The sequence below is a fragment of the Agrobacterium sp. BT-220-3 genome, from assembly GCF_025910175.1.
In the GTDB taxonomy this organism is placed as follows: Bacteria; Pseudomonadota; Alphaproteobacteria; order Rhizobiales; family Rhizobiaceae; genus Agrobacterium; species Agrobacterium oryzihabitans.
Map to the genome: position 1 here is coordinate 21,586 of NZ_JAPAIX010000005.1, position 11,767 is coordinate 33,352.

9 protein-coding genes are annotated in these 11,767 nt (G+C 59.7%); all 9 read right to left on the reverse strand.

The window, feature by feature from the left end; translation table 11 throughout:
• Positions 1-12: 12 nt before the first annotated feature.
• The 9 genes from OK142_RS15060 to OK142_RS15100 all read right to left on the reverse strand — a co-directional run bounded on the left by OK142_RS15060 (position 13) and on the right by OK142_RS15100 (position 11,714).
• Entirely contained in the window at positions 13-1,029 is a 1,017-nt protein-coding gene (locus OK142_RS15060) for an HWE histidine kinase domain-containing protein (RefSeq protein WP_003499585.1), read from the reverse strand.
• Positions 1,019-1,474, reverse strand: a complete 456-nt coding sequence (locus tag OK142_RS15065; RefSeq protein WP_035243215.1) for a response regulator — start codon at positions 1,472-1,474, stop codon at positions 1,019-1,021. Before OK142_RS15065 ends, OK142_RS15060 begins: the two co-directional genes overlap by 11 nt.
• Complete coding sequence (locus OK142_RS15070; protein ID WP_498683621.1) at positions 1,467-3,677, reverse strand: ATP-binding protein; 2,211 nt, start codon at positions 3,675-3,677, stop codon at positions 1,467-1,469. The genes OK142_RS15065 and OK142_RS15070 overlap by 8 nt, the downstream gene beginning before the upstream one ends.
• Positions 3,678-3,825: 148 nt before the next feature.
• Positions 3,826-5,637, reverse strand: a complete 1,812-nt coding sequence (locus tag OK142_RS15075) for an ABC transporter ATP-binding protein (protein ID WP_003499579.1) — start codon at positions 5,635-5,637, stop codon at positions 3,826-3,828.
• Between the two features lie 4 nt (positions 5,638-5,641).
• A complete protein-coding gene (locus OK142_RS15080; protein WP_498683622.1) occupies positions 5,642-7,426 on the reverse strand; it encodes a gamma-glutamyltransferase family protein in 1,785 nt (594 codons plus the stop codon).
• 22 nt (positions 7,427-7,448) lie between these two features.
• Positions 7,449-8,321: an ABC transporter permease gene (locus OK142_RS15085; RefSeq protein WP_498683623.1), complete on the reverse strand. Its 873-nt coding sequence runs from the start codon at positions 8,319-8,321 to the stop codon at positions 7,449-7,451.
• 11 nt (positions 8,322-8,332) lie between these two features.
• Complete coding sequence (locus OK142_RS15090) at positions 8,333-9,280, reverse strand: ABC transporter permease (RefSeq protein WP_006311351.1); 948 nt, start codon at positions 9,278-9,280, stop codon at positions 8,333-8,335.
• Positions 9,281-9,347: 67 nt separating this feature from the next.
• Entirely contained in the window at positions 9,348-10,856 is a 1,509-nt protein-coding gene (locus OK142_RS15095; protein WP_003499569.1) for an ABC transporter substrate-binding protein, read from the reverse strand.
• A gap of 84 nt (positions 10,857-10,940) precedes the next feature.
• Positions 10,941-11,714, reverse strand: a complete 774-nt coding sequence (locus OK142_RS15100; protein ID WP_003499567.1) for a FadR/GntR family transcriptional regulator — start codon at positions 11,712-11,714, stop codon at positions 10,941-10,943.
• Positions 11,715-11,767: the final 53 nt, after the last annotated feature.

Genomic DNA, 11,767 nt, shown 5'->3' on the forward strand with positions numbered 1-11,767 from the left:
CACCGGCACCCTTCAATTCATCGGAAAAACCAGTCGATACTTCAAACCATCGTGGTCGTAGGCAATGGCGCCTTGGGCATTCAGTTCATACTGCGCGCCCTTGGTTATCAGCGTCGTGCCAAAACCCGTATCTTCGGGAGTAACGACGGCGGGACCGCCTGTTTCCTGCCATTGCAGATCTATCCGGAGCGCTCCGTCCTCGTCGCGGACGGGCCTCCAGACGACCTTCACGACCCCGTCGCCGTTCGACAGCGAACCGTATTTTTGCGCGTTCGTCACCAGCTCATGCAGGATCATGCCGAGGGCCAGTGCGGATTTCGGTGAGACATAGATCCCCGCAGGGCCATCGAGATCGACGCGGCCGACAAAGACATTGTGAGGCTCGATTGCCCTTTTCACCACATCGCGGAGATCGGTCTCTCCCCAGTTGCTCTGAAAAAGCAGCGCGTGGCTTTCCGCGAGCGCGCTTACCCTGGCAACAAGCCGCGCCTGATAATCCTCGATCGACCTGCTGCCCTTCGCGGTCCTGCGGATGATCGAGATCACCATGGCCATGGTGTTCTTCACCCGGTGACTGAGTTCGCGAACCAGCAGTTCCTTATGGATTTCCGCCCGCTTCCGCTCCTGCTTTTCACGCGCCTCGGCGAGTGCGCGCTCCACGGCGGAAGGCAGTCTCACCAGCCTTTGCTTGAGGACGTAGTCCGTCGCGCCGCGCCTGAATGCATCGATCGCCGCATCCTCGCCCAGGACGCCGGAAACGAAAATGAACGGCACATCCGGGATTTTCTGCACCGCAATATCGAGCGCAGCCATGCCGTCGAAATCCGGCAGCGAGAAATCGGACAGGATGACATCGAACTGGTTGTTCTCGAGCGCTTCGATAAAAGACGCCCTGCCTACCGCCCGCGTCACGCTCGGCATTGGCGACATGCGCGAAAGCTGTTCTTCTATCAACTCCGCATCGACCGAACTGTCTTCCAGAAGAAGAAGCCTGCATGCATTCATCGGCGGCACCGCGTCATCCATCATTGCGGCGGGCACCCGGCGGCGGCTCGTTCAACAGCGCCCAGAAGACGCCAAGATCCTGTATCGCCTTAAAAAACTGATTAAACTCGACGGGCTTGACGACAAAAGCATTCACGCCCAGCTCGTAGCTCTTCACAAGATCCTGTTCTTCACGGGACGAAGTCAGCATGACGACCGGAATGTGTCGCAAGTTATCGCTGCCTTTCACCTTCTGCAGAACCTCAAGTCCGTCCACCTTGGGCAATTTGAGGTCCAGAAGCACGACGGCGGGATCACCTGCCGGCCGGTTATCGTAAGTACCGCCAAGGGTCAGATAATCGAGCGCCTCGGCACCGTCCCGGGCGACCACGACTTCGTTTGCCAACTGGCATTTTTCGAGAGCTGTCAGCGTCAATTCCAGATCGCGTGGATTATCTTCCACAAGCAGAATAGGTCTCAGTTCAGGCAATTTCTTCCTCTTCAATTTTCATGACCGGCAATGTGAAGGAGAACGACGCTCCCTCCCCGACGGTTCCCGCGGCGCTGACAGAGCCGCGGTGGCGTTCCACAATCCGCCGGACCAGCGCGAGACCTATCCCCGTGCCCTCGAAATCCTCGACACGCTGCAGCCTCTGAAAAACGCCAAACAGCTTGTTGTAATAGGCCATGTCGAAACCGACGCCGTTGTCCTGAACTGAATAGGTGACGTCGTCATCGGTTGCAATTGCCGAAATCGTGATGATGGAGACAGGCTCCTGACGGGAATATTTGATCGCATTGTCGATCAGATTGTACCAGACCTGCCGCAACAATGTCGGATCGCCAAGCGTAACCGGCAGATCGCCGACGTGCCATTCGACCTTGCGGTCCGCAATGGTGGAGAGGACAGAGCGGCGCACTTCGCTGACCAGCTTCTTCATGTCAACGGGTTTCATGCTGATCTGCGCGCGGCCGAGCTGGGAAAAGTTCAGGAGATCATCGACCAGCTTTCCCGCCCCGAGCGCCGCTTCCGAAATCATCTGCAGATAATGCAGCGATTTGTCATCCATGGCGTTGCTACGCTCGCGCAACAATTGCGCAAAGCCGACGATATGCCGGAAAGGCGCGCGCAAATCATGCGAAACGGAATAGGAAAAGGCTTCGAGCTCCTTGTTCGTCCGTTGCAACTCCCGTGTCAGGTCCGCCATTTCTTCGGCCTTGCGCAGGACGATGCCGATAATCGCACTGCGAAGCTCGCGCGCGGCGGAAAGTTCCGCCTCGGACCAGGGGGCGGCGATGTTGCGTACCTGCTCCTTCCAGATTTCGAAGGATTTTCGCGGATGGATGCGACCGCTTTCCTGCACGGTTTTATGCGGGTTGCCGCCCCAACGCACGGTCTTGACCACCTCCGGGCGGAACCAGATCAGCCAGCTTCCATGCAGCTCCGAAACGCGCATTGCAACAAGCCCGCTGGCAACGGATGCATAAGAGGCGGCGGCTGGATAAATCTCGGGAAGGTTCGTGGTTGCGAAGACGTCAGCGATTTCCTGTTCCCCAAGCCATAACACAAGGTCCTCGACCTCGTGCCTCGGTGGCGTCTGGCCTACCAGATGGCACTCATCGTCCAGAACAAGGGCGGCACCATCCGCGCCGACCTGCTTCAGCAGATCCTGTCTTTCGTCCTCGCCACCAAGAAGGCCGTCCACCCATTTCGGGGCTGATGCCATGCCGTTCAGCAGGCGGGCCTGCACATATCCAAGTTCAACGCGGCGCGACGCATCTTTTGAACTCTGCTCCATCGCAATTCGCATGGACAGCAGCTGCGCTGCGAAGTCACATGCCTCGCGCACGGACCTGGAAACGGAATGCGGTGCCGCATGATGGCAGGCAATAAGCCCCCACAACCTGCCATTGACGATGATCGAGACGGACATGGACGCCGCCGTTCCCATATTGCGCATATATTCGATATGAACCGGCGAGACGCTGCGAAGCTGCGACAGGCTCATATCGAGCACCGCACCCGTCTCCGGATTGATCTGTGGATTGACCGGAACTGGCTTGTAGCCGATGTCCGGGATCATGCGCAGGCGGTTGATCGTGTAAAGCTGCCTCGCCTGAGGCGGAATGTCGCCAGCCGGAAAACGAAGCTCGAGGTAAGACGGCAGGGCGCCGCTTCCCGCTTCCGCCACGACATGCCCGCTCCAGTCCGGTCCGAAATCGTAGATCAGGGTGCGGTCGTAACCGCTGATCGAGGACACGAGCTGCGCTGTCCGCAAAAGCGCGTCCTCAAGCGACGGCACGCTGTTCAGATATTGTGCAAAACCCGTCAGCTCGCCCATCAGCGCTTCCGCCGATTCGCCCTTCCTCGTTTCCTCGAATTCGAGGATGATCAGGGTGCCCGAACGATGGGCGGTGACGTGCAGACCCTTGTCGGCCCAGACATATCTGAAATTGCTCTCGTCATTCGCATACCAGGCCGACAGGGCATCCCTGAAAGGGAAAACACCATTGTCAGCCACGGTCCCGACCGGCAAGGGCATGTCGAGATAGCGCTCAAGATTGTCGCTTGCCTGCAAAATTGCCAGATCGCGCGCGGAAAGGACCAAAAGCGCGCCGTGTTCCTGGATGGCGCCGGGGATGTGGATGGGCTCGGCGCCGCAACTATCCAGTTTCGGCGTAGCTGAACTCATAAATTTCTCCAGCCGCTTTCCTGCGGAAGACCAATCGACCTGATAACGAGCCGCCAGCCTAGTCATTATTGCGGAGATGTAAACGCGTGCTTTTTAGAAAATGCGCAGAGACCGACGGCACCCGGGCCATCGGCGTCGGCTGCAAACCTTACCCCACCTGAACCAGATGGCCAGGTGAAACCGTCCTGTAGTTCCGCTCAGGCACCTCATAACCCATGGCCCGTATCGGACTTTTCAGCTCGTCATTGGATATGCCGCGTCTTATCCCGCGCCGCGCCGGATCAGGCACCGGCACCGCCGCCATGAGTTTCTTCGTATAGGCATGTTGCGGATTGTCGAAGACGGCCGCGCGCGGGCCGATTTCGACAATTTCGCCGAGATACATCACAGCCACCCGGTGGCTGACGCGCTCCACCACCGCCATGTCATGGGAGATGAACAGGAAGGCCAGATTGAGGCTCTGCTGAAGGTCGAGCAACAGGTTGCAGACCTGCGCCTTGATCGAAACGTCGAGCGCCGACACGCTTTCATCGGCAACGATGACCTTCGGATCAAGGGCAAGCGCACGGGCGATTGCGATACGCTGGCGCTGGCCGCCGGAGAATTCATGCGGGTAACGGCTGGCCATATCGGCAGCCAGACCAACCTTTTCGAGGAGATCGGCGGTCTTTTCCTTTGCCTGTTTCGTGGTGCCCAGTTTGTGTTTGATGAAGGGTTCGGAAATCGCGGTCCCCACCGTCATGCGCGGATTAAGCGACGAGAACGGGTCCTGAAAGATCATCTGCACGGACTTGCGCATATTGCGCAGGCCGACCGTATCAAGCCGCATGACATCGTAACCGTCGAGCGAAACCTCGCCGCCCGAAGGCTCCACAAGGCGCATGATCGAGCGGCCGGTGGTCGATTTTCCGCAACCGGACTCGCCGACGAGAGCGAGCGTTTCGCCCTGAAACAGGTCGAAGGAGACGTTTTCGACGGCATGAACCGCGCCCGTCTGGCGCGCCAGCAGGCCGGAGCGAATGGGAAAACGTGTCACGAGGTTCTTGACCGATAGGACCGGCGTCTGGCCGCTCGCAACCGTCTCGGCCACTTCCACCGGCTCGGTCGACAGGCCGGTTTTCATGTCGAGGACCGGAAAGCGCGTCGGCCATTGCCGGTCGCGCATGGAGCCGAGCTTCGGCACCGCCGAAAGCAGCGCCCGCGTATAGGGATGCTTGCCGCGTTCGAATATATCCCCGGTCGGTCCGGTCTCAACCTCGTCGCCCCGGAACATGACGATGGTGCGGTCGGCGATCTCCGCCACCACGCCCATGTCATGGGTGATGAACAGGACCGACATGCCCTCCTCTTCCTGAAGCAACTTTATCAGGTCGAGAATCTGGCCCTGAATGGTGACGTCGAGCGCGGTTGTGGGTTCGTCGGCGATCAGCAGTTTCGGCCGCGAGGCGAGCGCCATGGCGATCATCACGCGCTGGCGCATGCCACCGGAAAACTGATGCGGATATTCATCGAAGCGACCGGCCGCGTTGGGAATGCGAACCTTTTCCAGAAGCCGGACAGTCTCTGCCCTTGCCTGCTGCTTCGAAAGGCCCTTGTGCCGGATGAGGACCTCGGAAATCTGGCGGCCGATCGTGAAGATCGGATTGAGCGACGTCATCGGCTCCTGAAAGATCATCGAGATGTCGTTGCCACGCACGCCCCGCATTTCCCTCTCGGAAAGCGCCAGAAGATTGCGCCCGTTCAAGAGAACTTCACCCTCGATCCGGCTGGAATTTGGGCTAAGCAGGCGCATGATTGACAGCGAGGTGACGGATTTTCCGGATCCGGACTCGCCGACAATGGCGACGGTTTCACCCGGAGCGACATCGAAGGAGACGTTGCGCACAACGCTCTTCCACGCATCATCGACAAGGAAAGAGGTGGTCAGGTTTCGAACGGAGAGGACAGGTGTCGTCTTCATGGTTTTATCGCCCCACCGCATAGGCCTGCATCAGTCGCGGCGTTGCCGCGGCCCGCAGCAGGCCGTCGGCATCGCGTCGCGCGGCGGTCAGGCGCCCTACCGACCAGGCATCGGCAACGGTGACCTTGTGGCCACGGCGGCGAAGCTCCTGCAGCGTGATGTCACCCGCTGTGCTTTCCACCATGATTTCGCCCGGCGAGCTGGTGCGCGGATAAAACGAGCCCGGAAAATGCGAAGTGTGGAAAAGCGGCATGTCGATGGCCGCCTGCAGGTTCTTGCCGTGATGCGCATATCGCAGGAAGAAAGGCAGCTGCCATTGGTCCTGCTGGTCGCCGCCCGGCGTGCCGAACACCATGGAAGGACGTCCCTGATGCAGCGCAAGCGAGGGCGTCAGCGTCGTGCGCGGGCGTTTTCCCGGAGCAAGCGAAGTCGGCAGGCCTTCCTTTAGCCAGAACATCTGGGCGCGGGAATTGAGCGCGAAACCGAGACCCGGCACGATGGGCGAGGATTGCAGCCAGCCGCCCGACGGCGTGGTGGAGACCATGTTACCCCAGCGGTCGATGACATCGATATGCACCGTATCACCGCGCTTTTCCGTCAGATGCGACATGGTCGGTTCGTAAACCGCGCCCTTGCCGCTCATTTCCGCGAGCATGGCCATGGTGGCATCCACCTGCTTTTCGTAACCCGGTACGGTGCCGGGGCGCAGCTCGAGCGATGCCTCGTTGCCGATCAGTTTACGACGCCCGGCATTGTAGCCCTCGGAGAGAAGATATTCCGTGGGAATCTGGCCGAATTCCGGATCGCCGTAATAGACCTCACGGTCGGCAAAGGCGAGCTTCATGGCTTCAACGATCGTGTGGATGAAATCGGGACCGGACGGGTCCATGGCCGCGATATCAAAGCCTTTCAGCAAAGCGAGCGACTGCAACAGCACCGGTCCCTGCCCCCAGGCGGGCGTCTTGGCAATCGTCCAGTCATGATAATCGAGCGTCTGCGGCGCTTCGACGGTCGCATGCCAGTCTGCCATGTCCTGCGCCGTCAGCACGCCCTTGTGCCTGGTGCCGCTTGCATCCATGACTTCGGCGGTCTTGACGTAAGTGTCGATAGCTTCCGCTACGAAACCCCGGTAGAAGGCATCGCGCGCCGCTTCGATCTGGTTCTCGCGACCCGAACGCGCTTCGGATTCAGTGACGATCCGCTTGTAGGTTTCCGCAAGTACAGGGTTCCTGAAAAGGGCATGCGGTTCTGGTGCGGCACCGCCCGGCAGCCAGGTCTCGTAGGATGTCGGCCATTCCTTCTCGAAAAATTCCGCCAGCCCCTTGATGGTGGCGGAAACGCGCGGCAGGGTCGGATGTCCGTATTCGGCATAATAGATGGCCGGTTCCAGCACCTCGCGGACGCTCATCGTGCCGTAGTCGCGCAGCATCAGCATCCAGCCGTCGAAGGCTCCGGGAATGACGGTTGCGAGCAGCCCGTCGCCGGGGATCAGCTTCAGCCCTTCCGACGTGTAGTGCTCGATTGTGGCTCCGCTCGGAGCAGGCCCCTGCGCGCAGATGACTTCGACCTTGTCCTTCTTCTTCGAATAAAAGACCGCAGGCATGTCGCCGCCCGGACCGCAGAGATGCGGTTCAACGATCTGTAGCACGAAGCCGGTGGCGACCGCCGCGTCGAAGGCATTGCCCCCCTTTTCGAGGATTGCCATGCCCACCGACGATGCGATCCAGTGCGTCGACGTGACGACGCCGAATGTGCCGAGAATTTCGGGGCGTGTGGTGAATTCGGTCATTCAGTCAGTTCCTTATAAGAAATCATGCTTCGCGCGGATCGAGCGCGTCGCGCAGGCCGTCGCCGAGGAGATTGAAGCCAATGACGACGAGGAAAATTGCAATGCCGGGCCACATCGTCATCCATGGCGCCTGGCTCAGAAAGTTCTTCGCGGTGTTCAGCATGGACCCCCACGACGGCGCCGGCGCCTGCTGGCCAAGGCCGAGGAAGGAAAGGCTCGCTTCCGCGATGATGGCGGTCGCAACCGTCAAGGTCGCCTGCACGATGATGGGGGCAAAGACATTCGGCAGAATGTAGCGCGTCATGATGTCGACGTGGTTGAGGCCGATCGACCTTGCGCCCTCGACATAATCCTCCATCTTGACCGCCAGCACCTGACCGCGGGTCAGCCGCACGAAAATCGGCATGGCGGAAAGCCCGATGGCGATCATCGCATTGGTAAGGCTCGGGCCGAGGAAGGCAGCGAGAGCAATCGCCATGATCAGGAAGGGCATGGCGAGCAACGCTTCGGTGATGCGCGATATGACCATATCCACCCAGCCGCCGAAATAACCTGAAATCAGGCCGAAGGGCACGCCGATGACCACCGCGATCATGACGGAAACGACGCCGGCCATCAGAGAGGCGCGGGCGCCATAGATCATGCGCGAGAGAATGTCGCGGCCGAGGTCATCGGTGCCAAGCCAATGGGCGGCGGACGGCGCCTTGCGGATGGCCGACCAGCTGGTCGCAATCGGGTCAGCAATCGGCAGGATGGGTGCTGCAACGGCAAGCACCGTGAAGAAAAGCACGATAATCAGACCGGCCAGCGCCGATTTGTTGCGCTTCATTTTCTTCCAGGCGCGGCTTTCCTGCCGCGGCACCGGTACGGACAGGTTTTGATCGAGAGCGGTCATGATATCAGGCCTCAGATCGTCGCCCTGAGGCGAGGGTTAAGCAGGACATAGGCAATGTCCGCCAGCAGGTTCATGAGGATGAAGCCGACCGCGGTGCAGAGCACGATGCCCTGGACGACGGCGTAATCGCGAGTGAAGACCGCATCGACGGTCATCTTGCCGAAACCGGGAATGGTGAAGATTTGCTCCGTCAGAACCGCACCGGCCAGCAACTCACCGAAAAGCAGTGCCAGCAGCGTGATGACGGGCAGAAGCGCGTTGCGAAAACTGTGCGACAGGATGATCTCGCGCGGCGAAAGACCCTTGGCGCGGGCGGTGCGGATATAGTCCGAGCTCAGCACCGCGACCATTGCCGACCTGGTGTGGCGCATCAATGTCGCCGCAAGGGCATTGCCGAGCACGAAGGCGGGCATGATCATCGTTTCGATGGAGCGAACGGGGTCGACGAAGATCGATTCATAACCGGATGCTGGCAGCCAGCCGAGCTTCACTGAAACCAGCAAGATCAGCATGATGCCGAGCCAGAAATTCGGGATCGACAGGCCGGAAAGCGCCACGATATTGGCCGTGTAGTCGATCCATGTATTCTTCTTGACGGCGGCGAGAATGCCGATCGGAATGCCGATGACCATCGCGAAGAACATCGCCATGACCGCGAGCTGAATGGTGACCGGCAGCTTCTGGCCGATCAGTTCCAGCACGGGCTGGTTGGTTCGCAGCGAAATACCGAAATCGCCGGTCACCACGCCGCCGAGCCAATTGAGATATTGAAGCGGCACCGGGTCATTCAGGCGATATTTCTCCCGCAGGAATTCGATCGTCGCGGGGTCTCGCTCCTCACCCGCCATGGCGAGAACCGGATCTCCGGGCAGCAGTTTCTGCAGCGAGAAGACGAAGATGGAGATGATCAAAAGCGTCGGGATCGCGACAAGCAGTCGCTTGCCGATGTAGACAGGCATGGCATTGCCCCCGTTCGTACACATTCTGGAGGGCCGCACGGCAAGCCGTGCGGCGGATTTGAAGCGCTTAGTCCTTGCTCACACCGAGAAGGCGGATCATGCCATCAGGCGATGGCTCCCAGCCCTTGACCTTCTTGGAGATGGCATAGGCATAGGGCTGGTGGCCGAGATAGATGATCGGCATGTCATCGTTGAGGATGACGCTCGCCGCATCGTATTTTTCCTTGCGGACCGCATCCTCGGTCGAGGCGCGTGCTTCATTCAGCAGCTTGTCGACTTCAGGATTGCAATATTTCACATCGTTGATGCCGCCCTTGCAGGTGACAAACTGGTGAAGATTGCCATCGGGATCGATACGACCGGACCAGTCGGAACGGCTGAGCTGATAGTTGCCGGCGGTCTGTTCGGAAAGTAGCGTCGCGAACTCCGTGGCCTTCAGGGTCACGTTGAAACCGGCTTCCGCCACCATGGACTGGATCACCTGCATCATCTGAGTCTGCGTGGTGTTGTTGGCGTGCTGAAGTTCGACGTCGAGCGTCTCATAGCCCGCCTCCTTCATCAGCTGCTTGGCCTTGTCGATATCGCGGGGCGGCACGGCCAGGTTCTGGTTGAACCAGGGGCTTGTGGGTGGGAACGACTGATTGCCGGCCTTGGAAGTGCCCTCAAAGACGATCTGACCGATCGCTTCGCGGTCAATCGCGTAAGAGAAAGCCTGACGCAGGCGCTTGTCCTTGCCGAGCGGATTATCCGCACGCGCACCATTGTTGATGTTGACATACATGGCCATGTAACCCGGACCAATCACGTCGGCATAGGTCAGGTTGGCGTCGTTCTTCACGGATTCCGCGTCGGATGCCGAGATGCGCTCGGCAATATCAAGATCGCCCGAGCGCAGGTTTGCAAGCTTCACCGTGGTATCGGGGATCGGCAGATAGACGATTTTGTCGACCTTGATCTTGTCCTTGTCCCAATAATCGGCGAATTTTTCGAGCACGATACGGTCCTGCTGGATGCGCTCAACGAATTTGAACGGCCCTGCGCAGACCGGCTTGGAGCCGAAATTCGCGCCCAGTTCCTTGGCTGCCTTCGGCGCGACGATCATACCGGCGCGGTCGGAAAGCTGGGCAAGCAACGTAACGTCAGGCGTCTTCAGCGTGAACTTGACCTCCAGCGGGCCGGTCGCCTCAACCTTCTCGACCGAGGAAAGCTCACTCTTGCGGCGGGATTCCGGCAGGGTCATGTTCCGCTCGATGGTGGCGACGACAGCCGCCGCGTCGAGCGTCTCGCCATCGTGGAACTTCACACCGTCGCGGATCTTCATCGTCAGCACCTTGCCGCCTTCGGACCAGGCCCATTCGGTGGCAAGCTGGGGAACGATCTTCATGTCCTGGGAAATGTCGACCAGCTTGTCGCACATGGCGGTGTAAACGATACGGCCGACGAAGGTGCGCGATTGCGCGGGATCAAGTACATCCGCGTCATCGTTGAGACCGATGCGCAATTCGGAGGCCATCGCCGGTGCCGTCAGGAACGCACTGGCCAACAGGGCCGCAGTCAATGTGTATATCTTCTTCATGTTCCATCCTCTGGTCTGGTTGTCTTTGTTTTTTCGTTGTTTTTGTCATTGGCCGGCCGAAACCGACAGGTTTTGGTCCGCGGCCTATGAGGCCGGCGTAAGCGGTTGGTCGGCTTCGTCTGGGCTTTGGGGCGCGCTGTCTTCTGCGGCCTTCTCGTCCTGAAACCCGAGCGACGTGGCGCGGATCAGCCTCTCCTGATGCATGAGAAGATGCTGGCGCATCGCTTCTCCGGCTCTGGCTGGATCGCGGTCGGCTATGGCGTCAACGATGGCCATATGCTGCTCGAAAGACGCCCTGCCATTCGTGCCGGTACGGCGGGCAAGTTCTCGTATCGACTGCCAGGCATCATCCTGGCGAATGCGGTTGACGACGTCAAAAATCGACAGGAAGAGCCTGTTGCCGGCGCTCTGGGCGATCTGGCGGTGCAGCGAACCATCCCATAATTCCTTGGCGTCGGCATCCGTGCTTTGGCCGGTCTTCTGGACGAGGGCGCGCATACGCTCCACCTCGGCGGGCTTGGCGCGCATGGCCGCAAGCTGCGCCAGTTGCGGCTCGATGCGCAGACGCACCTCCATGATTTCCATGATGTCGGTGCCGGCGACCAGTTCGGTGACCTGAGCGGACCAATCATCCGGCTTTTCACCCACAAAGGTCCCCGCCCCCTGACGCCGCCAGATCAGCCCTTCAGCCTCCAGAACCTCAAGTGCCCGGCGAACCGCGCGACGGCCGACATTGAAGGTTTCCGCAAAGGCCCGCTCCGTCGGCAAACGGCCGTCCTTCGCGAGATCCTGCGTCTGAATATACACGCGCAGCTTCGCCAGGGCGTAGTTGGAGTTGTCGTTAGGGCCTGCTGCCACGTCGCACCATTTGTTGAACCAATCTCACATTGGTTCATTTGTTGAGAAATTTT

What these genes read in the sequence shown, in the direction of transcription:
- OK142_RS15095 (WP_003499569.1), bottom strand. Translation starts at nt 10,856, where the DNA reads ATGAAGAAGATATACACATTGACTGCGGCCCTGTTGGCCAGTGCGTTC.
- OK142_RS15090 (WP_006311351.1), bottom strand. Translation starts at nt 9,280, where the DNA reads ATGCCTGTCTACATCGGCAAGCGACTGCTTGTCGCGATCCCGACGCTT.
- OK142_RS15070 (WP_498683621.1), bottom strand. Translation starts at nt 3,677, where the DNA reads ATGAGTTCAGCTACGCCGAAACTGGATAGTTGCGGCGCCGAGCCCATC.
- OK142_RS15060 (WP_003499585.1), bottom strand. Translation starts at nt 1,029, where the DNA reads ATGATGGATGACGCGGTGCCGCCGATGAATGCATGCAGGCTTCTTCTT.
- OK142_RS15075 (WP_003499579.1), bottom strand. Translation starts at nt 5,637, where the DNA reads ATGAAGACGACACCTGTCCTCTCCGTTCGAAACCTGACCACCTCTTTC.
- OK142_RS15085 (WP_498683623.1), bottom strand. Translation starts at nt 8,321, where the DNA reads ATGACCGCTCTCGATCAAAACCTGTCCGTACCGGTGCCGCGGCAGGAA.
- OK142_RS15080 (WP_498683622.1), bottom strand. Translation starts at nt 7,426, where the DNA reads ATGACCGAATTCACCACACGCCCCGAAATTCTCGGCACATTCGGCGTC.